We start from the raw sequence: 19,783 nt of genomic DNA, 5'->3' as shown, positions 1-19,783 counted from the left end.
CTGTAAATGCGTAAGCGAGGTCCTGCCTGATCTTCGCTTTTTGGCGTTGGGCGCAAACCTGCTGCAACCCAAAAAAACGACAAGAAGGCGTCGGCAACTTCTGCCTGTGCACTAGAGTCATAGCTAGCAAAGGTAGCGCTGTCTGCGCGCTGAGGTGTTATATGAGTCATCCCATCACCGCCCTGGTCATCATGGGCGTTGCCGGTTGCGGCAAGACGTGCGTCAGCGAGGCCCTGTGCCAATTGAGCGGCGCCACTGCCATTGAAGGCGATACTTTCCATCCGGCCGCGAACATCGAAAAGATGAGCGCGGGGATCCCCCTGAACGACGACGACCGCGCCGGCTGGCTCGACAGCCTGTGCGTCGAACTACGTCGCGTCGATGCATCGGGCAAACGCCCGGTGCTGACCTGCTCGGCCCTCAAACACAGTTATCGCGAAGTGTTGCGCAGCGCCTTGCCGGGCCTGGGCTTCGTGTTTCTTGAGTTGACCCCTGAAGTCGCCGCTGAACGTGTGTCCCACCGTCCGGGCCACTTCATGCCGGCCACGTTGATCGAAAGCCAGTTCGCCACCCTCGAATCGCCGAAGGGCGAGCCGTTGACCCTGGCGCTGAATGCTTCGATCCACAGGGTTGAAGAACTGGCGTCGCAGGCTCACGTCTGGTGGCAGGCCCACGGTCTGAAACAGGCGGTATGAGTGTGTTGAAAGAGATAGCGCTGTCCTCACGATTTCTGTTTAACCCGCTTTAATAACAACAACAATCCAGGAGACACCCCCAATGTTTGGCATGTCCCACGACGCGTTTCTGCTGCTTGATGCAGTGGTCACCGTGATCGGACTGATTGTCCTGATCACCAAGTTCAAGCTGCACCCGTTTATTTCCCTGACCATCGCTGCCGCGTTCCTCGGTCTGACCTCCGGCATGCCGATCGGCACCATCATCAAAGCGTTCCAGGACGGCTTCGGTGGCGTGCTCGGTTTCGTCGGCATCATCCTCGCGCTGGGCACCATGCTCGGCAAAATGATGGCTGAATCGGGCGGGGCGGATCAGATTGCCCAGACCCTGATTCGTGCGTTCGGCAAGGACAAAGTCCAGTGGGCGATGATGTTCGCCGCGTTTCTGGTCGGCATCCCGCTGTTCTTCGAAATCGGTTTTGTTCTGCTGATTCCACTGGTGTTCATCGTGGCGCGCCGCACTGGCGTGTCGATCATCAAGATCGGTATCCCGCTGCTCGCCGGTCTGTCCGCCGTGCACGGTCTGGTGCCACCGCACCCGGGCCCGTTGCTGGCCATCGGCGTGTTCGGCGCGGACATCGGCAAGACCATTCTTTATGGTCTGATCGTGGCGCTGCCAACCGCGATCATTGCCGGTCCGATCTTCGGTACCTTCATCGCCAAGCACATTCCGGGTCACCCGAATCAGGAACTGGTCGATCAACTGGCCCGCGAAAACGATGACTCGGCGAGCCTGCCGAGCTTCGGTATCACCCTGGTTACCGTGCTGCTGCCGGTGTTCCTGATGCTGCTGAAAACCTTCGCCGACGTCGCGCTGCCGGACGGTCACTTCTTCCGCACCTGGATGGACATGATCGGTCACCCGATCTCCGCACTGCTGCTGGCGTTGCTGCTGTCGCTGTACACCTTCGGTTACAAGCAAGGCATCGGTTCGCAACAGATGCTCAAGTGGCTGGACGCGAGCCTGGCGCCAACCGCCGCGATCATTCTGATCATCGGTGCGGGCGGTGGCTTCAAGCAGATGCTAGTGACCAGCGGCGTGGGCGACGTGATCGGCCACATGGCGGTAAGCGCACAGATCTCGCCGATCCTGCTGGCATGGCTGGTGGCGGCGGTGATCCGTATCGCGACTGGTTCGGCAACCGTTGCAACCATCACTGGCGCGGGCATTGTGGTGCCGGTGGTGGGGATGATTCCGGGTGTTAACCGTGAGCTGCTGGTACTCGCGACTGGCGCCGGTTCGTTGATCCTGTCGCACGTGAACGACGCCGGTTTCTGGCTGGTGAAGCAGTACTTCAACATGACCGTGGCCGAGACGTTCAAGACCTGGACAGCGATGGAAACCATCCTGTCGGTGGTTGCGTTGGGCTTCATTCTGCTGCTGTCGCTGTTCGTTTAAGCGCTTCTCGCAGACACAAAAAAACCGCAGCGATGCGGTTTTTTTGTGGGTGATGGTCTGCGTGAACACGGCACCTGTAGGAGCTGTCGAGTGAAACGAGGCTGCGATCTTTTGATTGTAAAAAACCAGATCAAAAGATCGCAGCCTGCGGCAGCTCCTACAGGGGATGGGTGTCAGTTATTTGGTAACCAGGCCATCGGCCCGGAACATCCCGCGAATGCCGCGCACAGCCTGACGAATGCGATCCTGGTTTTCGATCAGCGCAAAGCGCACGTGATCGTCGCCATACTCACCAAATCCCACCCCCGGCGAGACGCAAACCTTCGCTTCAGCCAGGAGTTTCTTGGCGAATTCCAGCGAACCCAGATGCGCATACGCCTCGGGAATCTTCGCCCAGACGTACATTGACGCCTTCGGATTCTCGACCATCCAGCCCAGTTCATGCAGGCCTTTCACCAGCACATTACGACGCTGGCGATACTGCTCGGCGATGTCGCGCACGCACTGCTGATCGCCTTCAAGCGCAGCAATCGCCGCGACTTGCAGCGGGGTGAACGTGCCGTAGTCGTGGTAGCTCTTGATCCGCGCCAAGGCGTTAACCAGTTCCGGATTGCCGACCATGAAACCAATGCGCCAGCCCGCCATGTTGTAGCTCTTGGACAGAGTGAAAAACTCCACCGCGATGTCCTTGGCGCCCGGCACTTGCATGATCGACGGGGCTTTCCAGCCGTCGTAGACGATGTCGGCGTAGGCCAGATCGTGAATCACCAGCACGTCGTATTGCTTGGCGAGGGCGATCACCCGTTCGAAGAAATCCAGTTCCACGCACTGCGCAGTCGGGTTCGACGGGAAGCCGAGGATCATCATTTTCGGTTTCGGAATTGAGCCGCGAATCGCCCGTTCCAGCTCATCGAAGAAATCCACACCGGGCACCAGCGGCACCGAACGCACTTGGGCACCTGCAATCACCGCACCGTAAATGTGAATCGGGTAGCTCGGGTTTGGCACCAGTACGGTGTCGCCCTGATCGAGGGTCGCCAGCATCAAATGCGCCAGGCCTTCCTTGGAACCGATGGTGACAATGGCTTCGCTTTCCGGGTCGATATCGACTTCGTAGCGTTGCTTGTACCAGTTGGAAATCGCCCGGCGCAGGCGCGGAATGCCTTTGGACGTCGAGTAACCGTGGGTGTCTTCGCGTTGGGCGACTTGTACGAGTTTTTCGACAATGTGCGGCGGCGTGGCCCCGTCGGGGTTGCCCATGCTCAAGTCGATGATGTCTTCACCACGACGACGCGCGGCCATCTTCAGCTCGGCGGTGATGTTGAAAACGTAAGGGGGGAGTCGATCTATGCGCGCAAAGCGGCGCGGCGAACCTTGTTCGGCCATTGTTGCCTCGGATAACGTAAGCGCCCGGAACCGTCCGAGCGACGCTGGTCACTGCGGTGACCTGTGGCGGAAGATAAGGTCAGTGATGGCATACTGTCCAGCCCGTTTGTTAACAAATTTTTCCAAGGAAAATGGTTGATGGAATTCACCAGCGGCTTCTTGCTGAGCCTTTCGCTGTGCCTGGATATCGGCGTGGCCAACATCGCAATGATCACATTGGCGATGCAGCGCGGTTACTTTCAAGGCTTCGCGCTGGGCCTTGGCACCTGCGTCGGCGACTTGATTTATGCGGTGCTGGCGCTGGCCGGGATGACCGTTCTGCTGCAATACGAAAGCGTGCGCTGGGTGCTGTGGATCGGCGGTTCGGCGCTGCTGATCTACTTTGCGGCGAAGATGATTTACTCGGCGATCCATCACGAAGCGCTGCTGGCCGAGACGGCGGAGGTGGGGCAGAATTCCCATCGCAAGGAATTCTTTCGTGGGATTTTTCTCGCCATGTCGTCGCCGAGCGCGATCCTTTGGTTCGCTGCGGTAGGCGGCACGCTGATCGCCCGCTCCGGTGGCGGTGGCCCGCTCAGTTCGGCGCTGTTCCTCGGTGGTTTCCTCTGCGCCGGGCTGCTGTGGTCGGCCGGTTTGTGCTTTGCTGCCAGCCACGGTGGCAAGCTGTTGGGCGACAAGCTGTTGCGCTATTCCTACATGGCATCTGCAGCGATCTTCTGCTATTTCGCAGTCTACGTGATCGTATCCGGCTACAACGAATTCGTCGGTTCCGGTGCCGTCGAGCAGTTGCATTCGCTGTAACCGTGCGAAACGGGTTTGGCTTTCTATACTCCCAGCCGAACCCCTTTTTTGTGCCAGGAGTCGAGTCATGGATGAGCAAACACGCGTCGAAGTGGCTGAACCTCGCTTCGAACATGGACACTTCCTGCTGATTGCAGGATTTGGCGATCGATTTACCCAAGACACCGCCAAGGACATCCCGGCGCTGTGGGAGAAATTCCTGCCGCACCTGGGACGAATTCCCGGGCAAAAAGGCGAAGTGACCTACGGCGTCTGCTGCAATTTCGACGGCAAGGGCGGCTTCGATTACATCGCCGGCGTGGAAATCACCAAGCTCGACGAACTGCCGCAGGACGTTTATCGCTGGGTCGAAGTGCTGCCCCGTCAATACGCGGTGTTCGAACACAAAGGGCCGCTCGATCAGTTGCCGCAAACCCTGCAATACATCTACAAAACCTGGTTGCCGACCTCTCACTACGTCGAGCTGAATGCGCCGGAACTGGAGCGTTACAGCGCCGATTTCAACCCGCGCCTGCACACCGGCAAACTGGAAATCTGCGTACCGGTCGATACCAAGGCCTGAGCCCACAGGGATGAGGCGGATCACTGATCCGCCTCATGCGTTTGCGCCGTGTGCGGATCGATATGCCCCCGCGATTCCTTTATGCTTTCGGCACTTTCTTCTGCTGATTTCCGAGCCGCCATGAACACCGTCATCCGCAACGTCACCGCCGCCGACCTGGATCGCTGCTACGCCATCGAAACCGTTGCCTACGAAGGCGACGAAGCCGCCACCCGCGAGAAAATCGCCACGCGTATCGCCACCTGGCCGGAAGGCTTTGTCGTGGCGGAAGTGGATGGCGTGGTGGCGGGTTTCGTCAATTCTGGCGCGGCGTTTGATGTGCAGATGTCGGACGAGGCGTTCAAAGAACTGATCGGCCATGACCCGAAAGGGCCGAACGTGGTGATCATGTCGGTGGTGGTGCACCCGGATTATCAGGGGCAAGGGCTGGCGAAGCGTTTGATGGCTGAATTTATCGAGCGTATGCGCGGGATGGACAAGGCGACGATTCATTTGATGTGCAAGGAAAAGCATATTCCGCTGTACGCCGGGTTTGGCTTTGCCTACATCAAACCGTCGGAGTCGGATCACGGCGGGATGGCGTGGCACGAGATGATCCTGACCCTCTGAACAACACCGCAAAACCCATGATCGTTACCACGCTGATCGTTCCCACGCTCTGCGTGGGAATGCCTCCCGTGATGCTCTGCGTCACGACTTTGGGACGCAGAGCGTCCCCGGCTGCATGCCCACGCAGAGCGTGGGAACGATCATCAAGGTTTGAGTTGTGTCAGTAAGGGGGTCGGTTATCCGTTTTGATGCATCAAGGTCGTAGGTTTCGGCATCATGCATCCCTCGATGTCTCAGAAAAACAGCGCCATGCGCCGTTCGTAACCGATCCGGCCCTTGTACGCTTCGCCGCTGTCGACATAGCCGTGCTTGGCGTACAGCGCAATCGCCGCGTCGTTATCCGCGTCCACCGACAACTCCAGCCCTTTGATCTCCGGCCACGCCTGGCGCGCAACCTCGGGCAGCGCTTGCAGACACGCCTTGCCATAACCCTTGCCCTGCGCACGGCGATCAACCTGCAACGCGTGCAACGTGGCGCTGTGTTCATCAGCCCAGGCCGGCAACACGGGCGGGCGCTTCAGCAACAGAAAGGCGACCGGCACGTCTTCCGCCAGCAATGCAAAACCCTTCACGCCGGGGCCCGGTTTCGACAACAAGGTGTGCAATGCACCGTGAATATCGCCGGAGAATTTGATCTGCTCGGCATGGATTTCAATCGCCTCGACTTGCTGACGCTGCAAAGCATTCAGGCTGTCGTACGGCACGAGTTGGGCTGACACGGGAATTTCCTTTTTCCTACAAAGATAAGCCTCGGATTCTAGCGATTTTGCCCTCAGTGGAATTTTTTTGTTTCGCCTGTCGATCTGCCGATCCACCAAGCGACTAAGGGTGTCTTCACAACAAAAACCACGGAGAACACCATGAGCGCACAATCCGAAATCCAGACCCTGATCAACACCTACCGCGACGCCGTGATGAAAAAGGACGTAGAGAAAGTCATGGCGCTATACGCCGACGACATCGTCTCGTTCGACGCGATCAAGGCCCTGCAATTCAAGGGCAAACCGGCGTACCGCGAACACTGGGTCGCGTGCATGGAAATGTGCCCCGGCCCGCACATTTTCGAATTCCATGAAATCGCCATCGAAAGCGCCGACAACATCGCCTTCGCCCACTGGGTCGCCAACTGCGGCGGCACCAATGAAAAAGGCGAAACCCAGAGCTGCTGGATGCGCGTCACCGCCTGCTATCGGCAGGTCGGCGGGGCCTGGAAAATCGCCCATGAACACTGGTCGGCGCCATTCGATCCGATGAGCGGCGCGACCCTGTTCGATGTGCAACCCTGATCTTCAGCCATAGTTGATCCGTCCGCTTCAGGAGAACGCCATGAAGTATTTATGCCTGGTCTACAGCGATGAGCGCCTGCTGCATTCATCGCCCGACAGCCCGGAAGACGCCGAGTGCTGGGCCTACGCCGAGTCGATTCAGGGCAGCGGGCGAATGGTTGCCGCTGAGGCCTTGGAGTCAGTGCAGACCGCCACCACGGTGCGCATGCGCAACGGCAAAGTGTCGATCACCGATGGCCCGTTCGCGGAAACCAAGGAGCAACTGGCCGGTTTCTACCTGATCGACGCCAAGGATCTCAACGAAGCCATCCAGGTCGCCGGCAACATTCCGGCAGCGCGGGTCGGCAGCGTTGAAGTGCGCCCGGTGCGGCAGTTGAATGTCTGAGGTTCGGGCGCGGGTCGAGCAGGTCTATCGCGAAGACTCACGGCGGATTCTGGCGACGCTGATTCGCCTGCTGGGTGATTTCGACCTCGCCGAAGAAGCCTTGCACGAAGCGTTCTTCGTCGCCGTCGAACGCTGGCAACGCGATGGCGTGCCGGACAATCCGCGCACCTGGCTGGTCTCGACCGGGCGCTTCAAGGCGATTGACGTATTGCGCCGCCGCGCCCGGTTCAAGGCCTCGCAGCCGATGTTGCTCGCGCAACTGGAAGAACTTGAACAGGCCGACTGGAGTGGCGAAGACGTGGAAGATGATCGTCTGCGGCTGATCTTCACCTGTTGTCACCCGGCGCTGGCGGCGGATGCGCAAGTGCCGCTGACCTTGCGTGAAGTCTGCGACCTGACCACCGAAGAAATCGCCCGCGCATTTCTCTCGGCGCCGGCGGCGATTGCCCAACGCATCGTGCGGGCGAAAGCCAAGATCCGTGACGCGAAAATCCCTTATCAAGTGCCGAGCCTGAGCGAATTGCCCGAGCGCCTCGACAGCGTGTTGCGGGTGATTTATCTGGTGTTCAACGAAGGCTATTCGGCGTCGGTCGGCGCTGAACTGACCCGCGAAGATCTGACGCGTGAGGCGATCAGGTTGGGGCGGTTGTTGATGGAATTGTTGCCGGAGCCGGAAGTGATGGGGCTGCTGGCGATGATGCTGTTGCACGAATCACGACGCTCGGCGCGCACTTCGCCGAGTGGTGAACTGGTGCTGCTGGATGATCAGGATCGCGCGTTGTGGGATGCCGGGTTGATCGCTGAAGGTTGCGCGCTGATCGAGCGCGCGCTGACCACGCGGCGGTTTGGGCTGTATTGTTTGCAGGCAGCGATTGCGGCGGTGCATGCCGAGGCGCCGACGGCTGGGGAGACGGATTGGGAGCAGATCGTTGGTTTGTATGACGTGCTGTTGCGGGCGGTGCCTTCGCCGGTGATTGAGTTGAATCGAGCAGTGGCGGTGGCCAAGCGCGATGGGGCGTTGGCGGGGTTGCAGTTGATTGAAGGGATTTTGGCGCGGGGCGAGTTGCTGGATTATCACTTGGCGCATTCGGCGCGGGCGGAGTTTTGTCGGCAGTTGGGCAGGGTGGAAGAGGCGCGTTCAGCCTACCTTCGCGCCCTTGAACTGACCCGGCAAGAACCCGAAAGACGTTTCATCGAAGCACGCCTGAATCAGTTATCCACCCCCCTGTAGGAGCTGCCGAAGGCTGCGATCTTTTGACCTTGATAAGCGAGATCAAAAGATCGCAGCCTCGTTTCACTCGACAGCTCCTACAGGATGGCGTTGTGGGTATCAGGCCTGCTGCCGGGTTGCAGCCATCACTATCTCGCGAATACAAACCCCCTGCGGCTGCCCATACGCATATTCAATCGCCGTCGCCACATCTTCAGCACTCAACACCGTGCCGCCCATGTCCTGTTTCCAAGCCTGATACCCAGTCTTGATCGCCTCATCCGTGGTGTGGCTCAGCAACTCAGTCTCCACCGCCCCCGGCGCGATCGTCGTCACACGCACATTGTGCGGCGCCAGCTCCTCGCGCAGATTCTCCGACAACCCATGCACCGCAAACTTGGTGCCGACATACGCGACATGGTTCGGGAACGTCTTGCGCCCGGCCACCGAGCTGACGTTGATGATCGTCCCGTGCTTACGCTTGATCATCCCGGCAACCACCGCGTGTATACCGTTGAGCAAACCCTTCACATTGACGTTAAGCATCTGATCCCACTGCGCCGGATCCTGCTCGCTCATCGCACCGAGCAACATGACGCCAGCGTTGTTGATCAACGCATCCGCCGGGCCGAATTGCGCTTCGGCTTCCGCCACCGCCGCGAGCAATGCGCTGCGATCGGTGATGTCGACTTTGCGGCTCAGGCTGTGCGGCAGCGCCAACGCTTCAAGGCGTTCAACGCGACGCGCGAGCAACAGCAGCGGATGGCCGGCCGCGCTCAAACGACGGGCGGTGGCTTCGCCGATGCCCGAACTGGCACCGGTGATGATGATCAATGGCTTGCTCATGGGTGAACTCCTGAAATAAGTATTTCAAATGACTGAACGATGGGCGCAGTATATTTAGCGCCGTTGTGGCTGAAAAATGCCTTATTCCTCTGTCTGCTATCGGAATCACCTATGGATGTCCGTCATCTCAAAGCCTTCCTCGCCGTGTTCGAGGAACGCAACATCACCGCCGCCGCGCAGCGCCTGTTCATCAGCCAGCCGACGCTGTCGGTGACGATCAAACAGTTGGAGGAAGAGCTCGGCGCGACGTTATTCGTGCGCCAGCCGCGCGGTGTCGAAGTCAGTGATGAAGCGCGGTTGCTGTATCCGCAAGCGCGGCGAATGGTCGCCGACGCCGAGGCGCTGAGCCGAATGTTTCGCGGCCGCGAAAACCGTGCGCCGCTTACCCTCGGCATCGAGGGCGACATCGCTGCCAGCCACATCGAAGCCTTTGTACGCATGGCGCATCTGGCATTGCCGAATCTGTTGCTGACGATGGAGGAGGGCTGTCAGGGTGATGGACGCTTGGCGGTCGAAGAGATGTGTTGCGAGGACGAGTTGTTCCTGCCGCTGTGGGAAGAATCCTATGTGATGGCGCTGCCGTTGAATCATCCAATGGCGGCGGTGCAAGCGAATTGGGTGCCGATTGAGGATTGGATTACCTGTCCGCAGCATCCGTCGCATCAGCGCTTGATGGCGTTGTACGGGCGTTCGCCGGAAGCGGTGGCGGGGCATGCCGGCTCGTTGCAACAGGCGTTGCACATGGTGGCGGCGGGAGTTGGCGTGGCGATGTTGCCGCAGTCATTGGTGACCGGGCATGCGCGGGTGGTGGTGCGTGCGTTGCACCTGCCGGCGCCGACGCGAAGGGTAGGGTTGTGTTATGCGGCGCAGGCGCTGGAACTGCCGGCGATGCGGGGGTTGCATGAGTATTTTTTGTTGAATCGACCGGTGATGATTGAGGCTGCTTGATTGGGTGTCTGGGGTGACGCCTTCGCGAGCAAGCCCGCTCCCACAGTGTCCGAGTCGCATACAAAATCAATGAACACCTCGATACCTGTGGGAGCGGGCTTGCTCGCGAATGGGGCACCGCTATTCCAACATCTTGTTCAACAACCAGCTCCCCGCCGGCCCCGGCGGATACAGCCGCGACCACAGTGCATCGACAAACACCGGTTTAGGCCAGCCGCGCACCTTCAACTCCACCAGCAAATCATTGCCAAACCGCTGCGCCAGCCAACGCGGCAACGGCGCCCAGCCGAAACCCTTTTCGGCCATTTCCAGCAACATCAAATAACTCGGCGCCGACCACACCCGGCCTTTGCCACGACTGTCATAGGGATTAACGATGGTCGCCAGGCGCAGCTCGCGATGCAGTTCCAAGGTGTGTTGATCAATGTGATCAAGCGTCGCCAGCGGATGATCGCGATTGACGAACAGAGCTATTTCCGTGCGTTCGGCCACGGTCGAGGTCACCAGATCTGGCGGATAATTCTCCTGCATCTCCGCAAAGGCCAGATGCGCACGACCGCGTTGCACCAGTTCAATCAAGTCATCGCATTCAGCGATCAAACATTCCAGCTCCAGATCCGGATAACGCTGCTCAAACCCGACCAGCGCCGCTTCAAAACGATACGACTGATAGGTGTCGGAAATCGCCACGGTCAGTTTCGGCTCGACCCCCTGGGACAACTGCCGCGCGGTCATTTCCAGACGACTGGTCGCCGCCAGAATCGCCTCCGCTCGTTGCAACATCACATGGCCCGCGGGGGTGAGCGTCGGCTTACGGCTGCTGCGATCGAACAGCACCAGATCCAGATCGATCTCAAGGCTGGCCACCGCCGCGCTGATGGTCGACTGGCTGCGCCCGAGTTTGCGCGCCGCCGCCGAAAACGAACCTTGGGTCGCCGCTTGCACAAACGCCAACAGCACTTCTTGCGAGGCCATGAACTATCGCCTTGATCGATGGTTATTGGTTATGAAGTATCGGTGTGAGGATAGATCATGGCAACCATCTTCACTCAAGGAGTCAGGCAATGACTGCCCCTAAATCCATCACTGAACGTATTTTCCAAGCCGTTGGTTTCGAACTGCTGGCCATTCTGATCTGTACGCCGCTGCTGGCGTGGTTGATGAAAAAACCGATGCTTGAAATGGGCGCGGTGACGGTGTTGATCGCGATGCTGGCGCTGGGCTGGAACGTGGTGTTCAACCGCTACTTCGACCGGGTGCTGGCGCGGATGAATGTTGCGCATAACGCTTGGGTGCGTGTGGTGCATGCGCTGCTGTTCGAGGGTGGCTTGATCGTGATGGGCGTGCCGCTGATTGCGTGGTGGTTGTCGGTCAGTTTGTGGCAGGCGTTTTTGCTGGATATCGGCGTGCTGCTGTTCTTCCTGCCGTACACCTATGTTTATCACTGGGCGTACGACGTGCTGCGCGAACGCTTCATGACCCGCCGCGTTTGTGAGGGTTAACCAAAACCTGTGGCGAGGGGATTTATCCCCGTTGGCCTGCGCAGCAGGCCCATCTTTTCTGGATCAAAAGAGGGGGCGCTGCGCACCCCAGCGGGGATAAATCCCCTCGCCACAATGGATGGGTGTCAGGTTTAGAGGAACATCCCGCCGGAGGCCTCAACCCGCTGGCCATTGATCCATTGCGCACCCGGCGACAGCAACAACGCCAGCGCCCCGCCAATATCATCCGGCTGACCGGCGCGTCCCAGCGCGGTGTTGTCCGCGACCATCGCATTCACCGCCGCATTATCGCGAACCGTCCCGCCACCAAAGTCAGTTTCAATCGCGCCTGGCGCCAACGTGTTCACAGCAATCTGCCGCGCGCCCAACTCTTTCGCCTGATAACGGGTCAGCACTTCAATCGCGCCTTTCATCGCCGCATAAGCACTGGCGCCCGGGATGGTGAAACGCGCGAGGCCGCTGGAGATATTGATGATGCGTCCGCCGTCGTTGATAAGCGGCAGCAGTTGCTGCGTCAGGAAGAACGGCCCTTTGAAATGCACGTTCATCAGCATGTCGAATTGCTCAACCGTGGTCTCGGCGAAACTCACGTGCAGACCGACCCCGGCGTTGTTGATCAGGAAATCAAAACGCTCGCGTTCAAATTGTTCGCGCAGCGCTTGCCCAACCTTCGCGCCGAACCCGGCAAAGCTGTCGCTGCGACCGACGTCCAGTTGCAGCATCACCGCTTTGGCGCCGAGTTTTTCCAGTTCGACGACCAGCGCCTGCGCTTCATCCGCGCGGCTGTGGTAAGTGCCGATGATGTCGACACCTTGGGCGGCGAGGTGCAGGGCGGCGTTTTTGCCGAGGCCACGACTGGCGCCGGTGATCAATGCGATTTTGCGGTTCATGGGACTTCCTCGATGCTAGTGAGTGGTGATGGAACTCAGTTTATTTGTCCGCCGATAGGTGATAAACAGACTGAAATCGGAATCACTGATCGGCTCAGCCGAACAATCGTCAGGTGCTCACATGAACAAACTGGAACTGCTGCGCACCTTCGTCCGGGTCAGCGAACTGTCGAGTTTTACCCTCGCCGGCGAGAGCCTCGGCCTGCCGCGCTCTACCGTTTCCGAACACGTGCAGGCGTTGGAAGCGTTGGTCGGCACGCGCCTGTTGCAGCGCACCACGCGCAAAGTGCAGGCGACGCAGGACGGTTTGGTGTTGTACGAACGCAGCAAGGATCTGCTTTCGCACATGGACGAGATTGAAGGGTTGTTCCGCCAGGACGAGGCCTCGCTGACCGGGCGCATTCGTGTCGACATGCCGAACATTCTGTCGCGACGTCTGGTCATGCCGCTGTTGCCTGAGTTCATGGATCGTCACCCAAATCTGGAACTGGAAATCAGCAGCACTGACCGCCGCGTCGATCTGCTCAGCGAGGGTTTTGATTGCGTAGTGCGCATTGGCGCGCAGCCGGATCAATCGGTGGTCGCGCGGCATTTGGGCGATTTTTCGATGATCAACTGCGCGAGCCCGGCTTACCTTGAACGCTATGGTGTGCCGCAGACGCTGGAGGATCTGGCGCAGCATCGGCTGGTGCATTACGTCGGCGTATTGGGTTCGCGTTCGGAAGGGTTTGTGTACGAGGAGGATGGTGAGGTTAAGCGTTTGCCGATGGCGGGCAGTGTGACGGTTAACAGCACGGATGCTTATGAATCGGCGTGTCTGGGCGGGTTTGGTTTGACCCAAGTGCCGCGCTCGGGCATGAAGCCACATTTGGATAACGGCGAACTGGTGACGGTGTTGCCGCAGTTTACGGCGCCGTCGATGGCGATTTCGTTGTTGTATGCCCGGCAGCGACATTTGCCGTTGCGCGTGCGGGTGTTCATGGATTGGCTCGGCGATGTGATCCGCTCAACCCTCTAACCCACACCTTGCACTCAAACCTCACTGGATCTCTATCTGAAACGGCTACCTGTAGGAGCTGCCGCAGGCTGCGATCTTTTGATCTTTAAAAACAGGATCAAAAGATCGCAGCCTTCGGCAGCTCCTACAGGGGAATTGTTGTGGGTCAGAAGATCTGGGTGAACAGCCAGTAGAGGCTGCCGGACAGCAGGATCGCCGCCGGCAACGTCAGCACCCACGCCATCAGCAAATTGCGGATGGTCTTCATCTGCAACCCGCCACCGTTGGCAACCATCGTCCCCGCCACACCCGACGACAACACATGCGTCGTCGACACCGGCAAACCGAACATATCCGCCGCACCAATGGTCAGCATCGCCACGGTTTCCGCCGACGCACCCTGAGCATACGTCAGGTGCGTCTTGCCGATTTTTTCACCCACCGTCACCACAATCCGCTTCCAGCCAACCATGGTGCCGAGCCCCAGCGCGATGGCCACGGCGATCTTCACCCATAGCGGAATAAACCGCGTGGCGTTGTCGATCTGTTGCTTGAACAGTTGCAGCTTGCTGCTGGTGTCGGCGTCGAAATTGCCGACCTTGTTCTTGTCCATCAGGCGAATACTTTCGCTGGCCAAGTACATGTCGTTACGCACGTTGCCCATGGCTTCGGCCGGGACTTTCGCCAGCGAACCGTAGCCCCGGACTTGTTCGCCAATGTGCCCGGTGAGGGCGGCGAGGGCGGGGATCAGTTGCGGCGTTGCTTCCTTGCTGCGCACGTAATCGGAAAGGATCGGACGCGGATCAGCCGGCGCCGGCTGCGGTGCACTTTTCACCAGCGCTTGCTGGGTGACTTGCGCCACAGCGGCGAACTGCAGCGATTGTTCTTCGGGCATGGTGCGGTTCAAGGCGTACGCCATCGGCAGCGTGCCGACCAGAATCAACATGATCAGGCCCATGCCTTTCTGGCCGTCGTTGGAGCCGTGAGCGAAGGACACGCCGGTGCACGTGGCGATCAGCAAACCGCGAATCCACCAGGGCGGCGGCGCGTTGCCTTCCGGTGCCTTGTACAGCGAACGATTCTTCACGAACGCGCGCAGCGCCAGCAGCAACAGCGCGGCACAACCGAAACCCACCAGCGGTGAGAGCAGCAGCGCGTAACCGATCTTGGTCGCCTGCGCCCAGTCGACACCGCTGGTGCCGTCGCGGCCGTGCATCAAGGCATTGGCCACGCCGACGCCGATGATCGAACCGATCAGCGTGTGCGACGAAGACGCCGGCAAACCCAGCCACCAAGTGCCGAGGTTCCACAGGATCGCGGCGATCAACAGGGCGAAGATCATCGCGAAACCCGCCGACGAGCCGACCTGCAAAATCAACTCAACCGGCAGCAACGCGATGATGCCGAACGCCACCGCGCCGCTCGAAAGCAGCACACCGAGAAAGTTGAAAAAACCCGACCAGACCACCGCGACATTCGGCGGTAGCGAGTGGGTATAAATCACCGTCGCGACGGCGTTGGCGGTGTCGTGGAAACCGTTGACGAACTCGAAGCCCAGCGCAATCAGCAGCGCCACGCCGAGCAGCAGAAACGGCGTCCACGTGGTAACGACCGTGCCGAGTTCGTGCATGTCGTGCATCAGGCTGTAGGCGGTGAACAGCATGCCCATCGCCAGCACGGCGAAAAAGATTACGTAGGTGAACGGGCTGGTTTTCTTGTCGAGGGCGGGCCTGCCGCTGGGGGCGGATGTGTGGCTGGCGGTCAGGGAGGGAGTAGCCATGAGCGGACAATCCTCAGCGAGGGAAGGAATGTCGCCCATGATCATTGCAGAATGTTACAGAGAGACTGCGGCAGATCAGTGTTTGGATGAATAGCCTGACCATTGATCTGTTGAGTCCATTCCTGAACTCTGGGGAATTCAGGTGAGCTTTTGTGGCGAGGGGATTTATCCCCGTTGGGTTGCGAAGCAGCCCCAAAACCATTCACCTCGGTGTATCAGCTCAACCGCGATCACCGGATTTACGACTGCTGCGCAGCCGAACGGGGATAAATCCCTTCGCCACAGGATCTTTGTCATCTCGATAGATCTCTGCAGCGACAATAGATCTGTGGTGCGCAAGGGTCAGTAATCACCCCTTTTACGAAACGCCCACCGCCCCGCAATCACGGTAAAAGTCGCCACCAGCGCCACCAATATCCAGAACCCTTCCGGATCCTGCGACAGTGGCACCCCACCCACATTCATCCCGAAAAAACCGGCAATGATGTTGATCGGCAGCGCCAGCACTGTCACCACGGTCAGGGTAAACAGCGTGCGGTTGCTCTGTTCGTTGAGGTTGGCGGCGATCTCTTCCTGGAGCAATTTGATCCGCTCACCCAGCGCCGTGAGGTCGTTGATGATCAGCGCAAACTCTTCAGTGGATTTGCGCAGCTCCTTGACGTCCTCTTTCTGCAACCACGGCGGCGGCCGATTGAGCAGACGCAGCAACGAACCCGGCTCCAGCGCCAACAGCCGTTGCAGCCGCACCAGCACCCGCCGATTGGCACCCAGTTCCGCGCGGTTGGTCGACAGCTTTGAGGAGAGCAATTCATCCTCGACCTGATCCACACTCATACTGGTTTTGCGCACGATTTGCGTCAGCACCTCGCCCTGATCCCGCAACAAATGCACGAGCAGTTCCGACGGTGAACGAAAGCGCTCGCCAGCCTTCACCGACGAACGCAATTTATCCACCGAGTGCAGCGGTTGCAGGCGCGCGCTGACGATCAATTTGCTGCGCACGCAGACCCACAATGTCGACACGTCCGACGACACCATGCTGCTGAGGTTGAACACCACATCGTTGACCACCGCCAGCAACGCCGAGTCGACATGCTCGATGCGCGTCGAGCGCGAGCCTTCGTGCAGTGCCTCGAAAAACTCTTCAGGCAATTGCAGATGACTCTTCATCCAGCGCTCGCACGCGGCGTGCGCCAAATTCAGGTGCAGCCAGAGAAATTCTCCGCTGCCGCTGTCGTCCTGCAAACAGCGTAATGCCGTCGCCGAATCCACTTCGCGGCCACGTTCGCCGGGCAGAAAACGAAAACCGTAGAGCAGGCCAAACAGATCGGGATCGCGATGACTGAGGTCGAGGCTGTGGTTCATGGAGGCTCGCTGCGGAGAGGGCGTCTGGCGTGGGGTTTACAGATTCACCTGCTCGGCATCTTCGCAATCGTGCGTGACGATTTTGTGACCGCTCGATGACGGGGTGACATGTACCGATTTCGATACCGTGTGGGTACACAGTCGATCTCAATTCATCGCGACCCTGGTCGATGACCGGTTATCTATCACCGGCATTGGAGTATTTCCATGGTCAGCATCAGCTCTGTTTCGATCAATCAGACTGTCACTACGTCCACCAGTAAAACCACGATCAACGACGTTGGCGACGACACCACCACCACCACCGCCGCGACGGCAACTGCGAGTGCATCCGGCGATGCGCCGAAAGCGGCGGGCGGCGCGGCACCGGCGGGGGATAGCAGTTCCAGCAGCAGTGAAGAATCGGATTCGGTGAAGGAGCTGCGCAAGCAGATTGCCGAGCTGCAAAAGCAATTCCAGCAACAGCAGCAGGCACTGCAAGCGGCGCAGGCGAAGCAGGAAAGCGCGGATGCCAAAGCGGCGGACGTGGCGGCAGCGCAGGCGCAGATCACCACGACGTCGGCTTCTTTGCAGACGGCTACGGCGTCGTTGTTGCAGGCGTTGCAGGATTCGGGGTCGAGTACGTCGGGGGCGCTGGTCAGTACTTCGGCGTGATGGCTTTTCCCCTCACCCTAACCCTCTCCCGGGGGGAGAGGGGACTGACCGAGGTGTTCTTTTAAGGTTCACCGACCTGAGATTTCGAGCCGTACTTTGACTTTGAAAAGCTCACGATTTGCTCCCTTTCCCCCTCGCCCCCTTGGGGGAGAGGGCTGGGGTGAGGGGGTAAAATCCCACCGTCGACAAATCTCTCAGACCAAACACAAAAAAGCCGCACGATCTTTCAATCGTGCGGCTTTCGCTAGTGCGCTGTATCAGTGGTCTTGCTTGTTGCTCAGCACTTTACCGGTAGTGGCGTCGAAGTCGACATCCCACTCAGTGCCATCGGCCTTGCGCAGTTCAACTTCATACTCATAACCATTGAAGTGGTTATCGAGATCGGTGTCAGTGATGGTCGCACCCGGGTGCAGTTTCAACGCTTCGGCGTTCATCGATTCCAGCGACTTGATCTTGCCTTCTTTCACCAGTTGAGGGATCTGATCGACGCGAACATCAGCTTGGGCCAGGCCAGCAGTCAGGGTCAGAGCAGCGGCAGTAAACAGGGCAGTCAAAGTTTTCATCGGTTCAATCCTTTAGTGGTGTGTCTAATTGGGTGAGCTGTTTAAGTGAGTTCAGGTTAACCAGCGCAACTTAATTCACCCTTAAAAACTAGCACCGCCAACAAACTGCTCTTACAGGAGCGCGCCTGCTCGCGATGCAGATACCTAGATCTCCGCTCAATAACCGTTGTTCTTCAATACCTGATCAACACTGCCGGCCGCCGGACGCTTATAGAACTTCAACAGTTCGCTGGCGCGGTTGGTGAAGATGCCGTCAACACCCGCAGCCATCACTTTCTCGAAATCCACCGGCTCATCGACGGTGTAAACGTGAACGAGCATGCCTTGATCGTGGGTGTATTTATTCATCCACGGTTGCACCAGATCCGAATAGCTTTGATCGCCGCTGTTGGTCAACTTCGCGGAAGGGCCGGTGCCGATTGCACCCTGAGCCTTGGCGTAGTCGACCCACTGCTTGAACTCGGCTTCGGACTTAGGTTCCTGTTTGCCGTAGAAAACGTTTTTGTCCTTCTCGCCCGACTCGGCAAAGGTCACTTTCGATTTCGGTTCGATGCTGCCTTCGCCGACCCACAACAGGAGAATTTTCGGCACTTGCGGCATTTCTTTTTCCAGCAGTTCGAGGCTGTTTTTCTCGAATGTCTGCAGGATTACCTTGCCTTTACCCTGACCCACGCCCAACGGGCTCTTCGCCAGTTTCGAACCGGCCGGGCTCAGCCAGCCGCGATCCTGCAGTTTTTCCTTGAGGTCATGCTCGATGCCCGGGAACAGTTGCGGCTCTTTGGTTTCGATGTAAAGGCCTGGCTTGTGGTGCGGGTTGGCCTGGGCGATGTTGATGATTTCGTCCAGGGTCAGAATTTTCAGCCCGGCATAAGAAGGACGCGCGCGCTCCGGGTACTTGGCGTTGAACCAGCTGCCGGCGTCGAGGGTTTTCAGTTCGGCCATGGTGAAGGCGTTGGCCGGGCTGTCCTTGCGATCCGGGAACTTGCTCGCGACGTCGGTGGTGCGCTGCAGATTGTCATCGTGCAGGGCGAACAGCACGCCATCCTTGCTGCGCTGCAAATCCATTTCCAGATAATCAGCGCCGAGGTCGCGGGCCAGTGTGTAGGAGGCGGCGGTGGATTCCGGTGCATCGAAGGACGCGCCACGGTGAGCGATCACCGCCGGGTGCGGGATGCCATGCGCCCCGGCCACGGCGTCGGGATTGCTCTGGCTGGCGGCGTGCGCCTGACCGAATCCGAGCAACAGGCTCAGCATGAGGGCGCTTTTGGTGAAAGTGGCGGGCATGTTCGAGATCCTTTCGCGGGTCTGTTTCAAAGACGTACCTTTTAACAACTGAATCGATTGCGTGCTATCGCCAGACCGACATAAATGTATTAAAACCGAATTTTCCTACAATTCTGCTCGCCAACTGCAGTACGCTTGCCCTCGGCAGACGCCCCGGCAGAGGGCGCGCCACTCGATTACCTTGCGTGTAAACCATCGATCACTTTTCGTGAGGTTTACCATGCGCATCACCTCCCAACTCATCTGCCAGGCTGCCGACGACCTCAAGGGGTTTGTTGGCCTCAATCGTAAAACCGGTCAATACATCGTGCGTTTCAGCGAAGATTCGTTCGGCATGTACGTGGCCGATGACGGCATTATTCCGACCAGCGAATTCGTCTGGGCGCCGGCGACCGAGCAGACCATGACGCTTAAACGTGAGTTGATTCAGTTGCTGCTGGATCAGCATATTGATGAGCGGATCAACATTACCGAGCCGTTGCGGGTGTATATGCACAAGGTTGAAGTGCCGGAGATAGTGGCGGTGCGCAGCTTGGTGCGTGGTTGAGATTTTGCTGTGACTGAGAGCGCCTCTTCGCGAGC

22 protein-coding genes are annotated in these 19,783 nt (G+C 58.9%); 13 read left to right on the top strand and 9 right to left on the bottom strand.

Annotated features, from left to right (window positions below; translation table 11 throughout):
* Positions 1-161: 161 nt before the first annotated feature.
* Entirely contained in the window at positions 162-695 is a 534-nt protein-coding gene (locus tag AD669_RS20125; protein ID WP_053122967.1) for a gluconokinase, read from the top strand.
* Between the two features lie 82 nt (positions 696-777).
* Positions 778-2,133: a GntP family permease gene (locus AD669_RS20120; RefSeq protein WP_053122964.1), complete on the top strand. Its 1,356-nt coding sequence runs from the start codon at positions 778-780 to the stop codon at positions 2,131-2,133.
* Between the two features lie 177 nt (positions 2,134-2,310).
* Here AD669_RS20120 and alaC read toward each other — a convergent pair whose 3' ends face one another.
* Entirely contained in the window at positions 2,311-3,519 is a 1,209-nt protein-coding gene (gene alaC / locus AD669_RS20115) for an alanine transaminase (protein ID WP_053122962.1), read from the bottom strand.
* Positions 3,520-3,657: 138 nt separating this feature from the next.
* On the opposite strand from alaC, the gene AD669_RS20110 reads away from it, so the two are divergent.
* The 3 genes from AD669_RS20110 (at position 3,658) to AD669_RS20100 (ending at position 5,491) form a co-directional block, all read left to right on the top strand.
* Positions 3,658-4,320, top strand: coding sequence for a LysE family translocator (locus AD669_RS20110; RefSeq protein WP_053122961.1), 663 nt, complete (start codon positions 3,658-3,660; stop codon positions 4,318-4,320).
* 67 nt (positions 4,321-4,387) lie between these two features.
* Positions 4,388-4,882: a GyrI-like domain-containing protein gene (locus AD669_RS20105; protein ID WP_053122959.1), complete on the top strand. Its 495-nt coding sequence runs from the start codon at positions 4,388-4,390 to the stop codon at positions 4,880-4,882.
* 120 nt (positions 4,883-5,002) lie between these two features.
* Positions 5,003-5,491 (top strand): GNAT family N-acetyltransferase, encoded by a 489-nt coding sequence (locus tag AD669_RS20100; RefSeq protein ID WP_053122958.1) that lies wholly within the window; start codon positions 5,003-5,005, stop codon positions 5,489-5,491.
* A gap of 233 nt (positions 5,492-5,724) precedes the next feature.
* Here the strand turns inward: AD669_RS20100 and AD669_RS20095 are convergent, their stop codons facing one another.
* Positions 5,725-6,210 (bottom strand): N-acetyltransferase, encoded by a 486-nt coding sequence (locus AD669_RS20095; protein ID WP_053122956.1) that lies wholly within the window; start codon positions 6,208-6,210, stop codon positions 5,725-5,727.
* A gap of 141 nt (positions 6,211-6,351) precedes the next feature.
* Here AD669_RS20095 and AD669_RS20090 point away from each other — a divergent pair, with 141 nt between their 5' ends.
* Genes AD669_RS20090 through AD669_RS20080 form a run of 3 tightly spaced genes read left to right on the top strand, consistent with a single transcriptional unit; the run spans position 6,352 to position 8,393 of the window.
* The gene (locus AD669_RS20090; RefSeq protein WP_053122954.1) at positions 6,352-6,777 is read left to right on the top strand and encodes a nuclear transport factor 2 family protein; all 426 of its coding nucleotides are present in this window, start codon (positions 6,352-6,354) and stop codon (positions 6,775-6,777) included.
* A 40-nt stretch (positions 6,778-6,817) separates the two neighbouring features.
* Positions 6,818-7,162 carry a YciI family protein gene (locus AD669_RS20085; RefSeq protein ID WP_053122952.1) on the top strand — a complete coding sequence of 115 codons (345 nt, stop codon included), beginning with the start codon at positions 6,818-6,820 and terminating at the stop codon, positions 7,160-7,162.
* The gene (locus AD669_RS20080) at positions 7,155-8,393 is read left to right on the top strand and encodes an RNA polymerase sigma factor (RefSeq protein ID WP_053122950.1); all 1,239 of its coding nucleotides are present in this window, start codon (positions 7,155-7,157) and stop codon (positions 8,391-8,393) included. The genes AD669_RS20085 and AD669_RS20080 overlap by 8 nt, the downstream gene beginning before the upstream one ends.
* Positions 8,394-8,492: 99 nt before the next feature.
* Here the strand turns inward: AD669_RS20080 and AD669_RS20075 are convergent, their stop codons facing one another.
* Positions 8,493-9,218, bottom strand: a complete 726-nt coding sequence (locus tag AD669_RS20075; RefSeq protein ID WP_053122948.1) for an SDR family oxidoreductase — start codon at positions 9,216-9,218, stop codon at positions 8,493-8,495.
* A 111-nt stretch (positions 9,219-9,329) separates the two neighbouring features.
* On the opposite strand from AD669_RS20075, the gene AD669_RS20070 reads away from it, so the two are divergent.
* Entirely contained in the window at positions 9,330-10,166 is an 837-nt protein-coding gene (locus tag AD669_RS20070; RefSeq protein ID WP_053122946.1) for a LysR family transcriptional regulator, read from the top strand.
* 120 nt (positions 10,167-10,286) lie between these two features.
* Here the strand turns inward: AD669_RS20070 and AD669_RS20065 are convergent, their stop codons facing one another.
* Positions 10,287-11,141, bottom strand: a complete 855-nt coding sequence (locus AD669_RS20065) for a LysR family transcriptional regulator (RefSeq protein ID WP_053122944.1) — start codon at positions 11,139-11,141, stop codon at positions 10,287-10,289.
* Between the two features lie 89 nt (positions 11,142-11,230).
* On the opposite strand from AD669_RS20065, the gene AD669_RS20060 reads away from it, so the two are divergent.
* Positions 11,231-11,668, top strand: coding sequence for a multidrug/biocide efflux PACE transporter (locus AD669_RS20060; RefSeq protein WP_053122941.1), 438 nt, complete (start codon positions 11,231-11,233; stop codon positions 11,666-11,668).
* Between the two features lie 131 nt (positions 11,669-11,799).
* Here AD669_RS20060 and AD669_RS20055 read toward each other — a convergent pair whose 3' ends face one another.
* Complete coding sequence (locus AD669_RS20055; RefSeq protein ID WP_053122940.1) at positions 11,800-12,558, bottom strand: SDR family NAD(P)-dependent oxidoreductase; 759 nt, start codon at positions 12,556-12,558, stop codon at positions 11,800-11,802.
* A gap of 121 nt (positions 12,559-12,679) precedes the next feature.
* On the opposite strand from AD669_RS20055, the gene AD669_RS20050 reads away from it, so the two are divergent.
* Entirely contained in the window at positions 12,680-13,576 is an 897-nt protein-coding gene (locus AD669_RS20050) for a LysR family transcriptional regulator (RefSeq protein ID WP_053122938.1), read from the top strand.
* A gap of 145 nt (positions 13,577-13,721) precedes the next feature.
* Here AD669_RS20050 and AD669_RS20045 read toward each other — a convergent pair whose 3' ends face one another.
* On the bottom strand, positions 13,722-15,335 hold the full coding sequence (locus AD669_RS20045) for an inorganic phosphate transporter (protein ID WP_053122936.1): 1,614 nt from the start codon (positions 15,333-15,335) through the stop codon (positions 13,722-13,724).
* Positions 15,336-15,677: 342 nt separating this feature from the next.
* Positions 15,678-16,700, bottom strand: coding sequence for a transporter (locus tag AD669_RS20040; RefSeq protein ID WP_053122934.1), 1,023 nt, complete (start codon positions 16,698-16,700; stop codon positions 15,678-15,680).
* Between the two features lie 207 nt (positions 16,701-16,907).
* Between AD669_RS20040 and AD669_RS20035 the strand changes: the two genes are divergently transcribed.
* Positions 16,908-17,354, top strand: a complete 447-nt coding sequence (locus tag AD669_RS20035; protein ID WP_053122933.1) for a hypothetical protein — start codon at positions 16,908-16,910, stop codon at positions 17,352-17,354.
* A 257-nt stretch (positions 17,355-17,611) separates the two neighbouring features.
* On the opposite strand, the gene AD669_RS20030 is transcribed toward AD669_RS20035, so the two are convergent.
* Both AD669_RS20030 and AD669_RS20025 read right to left on the bottom strand, forming a co-directional pair.
* On the bottom strand, positions 17,612-17,917 hold the full coding sequence (locus tag AD669_RS20030) for a PepSY domain-containing protein (protein ID WP_053122931.1): 306 nt from the start codon (positions 17,915-17,917) through the stop codon (positions 17,612-17,614).
* 156 nt (positions 17,918-18,073) lie between these two features.
* A complete protein-coding gene (locus AD669_RS20025) occupies positions 18,074-19,201 on the bottom strand; it encodes a glycerophosphodiester phosphodiesterase (protein WP_053122929.1) in 1,128 nt (375 codons plus the stop codon).
* A 220-nt stretch (positions 19,202-19,421) separates the two neighbouring features.
* Here AD669_RS20025 and AD669_RS20020 point away from each other — a divergent pair, with 220 nt between their 5' ends.
* A complete protein-coding gene (locus AD669_RS20020) occupies positions 19,422-19,748 on the top strand; it encodes a DUF2025 family protein (protein WP_053122928.1) in 327 nt (108 codons plus the stop codon).
* Positions 19,749-19,783 lie beyond the last annotated feature (35 nt).

It is taken from the genome of Pseudomonas sp. P1.31, assembly GCF_001269815.1.
Taxonomy (GTDB): domain Bacteria; phylum Pseudomonadota; class Gammaproteobacteria; order Pseudomonadales; family Pseudomonadaceae; genus Aquipseudomonas; species Aquipseudomonas rustica.
The sequence above is the reverse complement of the archived record's forward strand: the minus strand, read 5'-3'. Positions and strand labels throughout refer to the sequence as shown.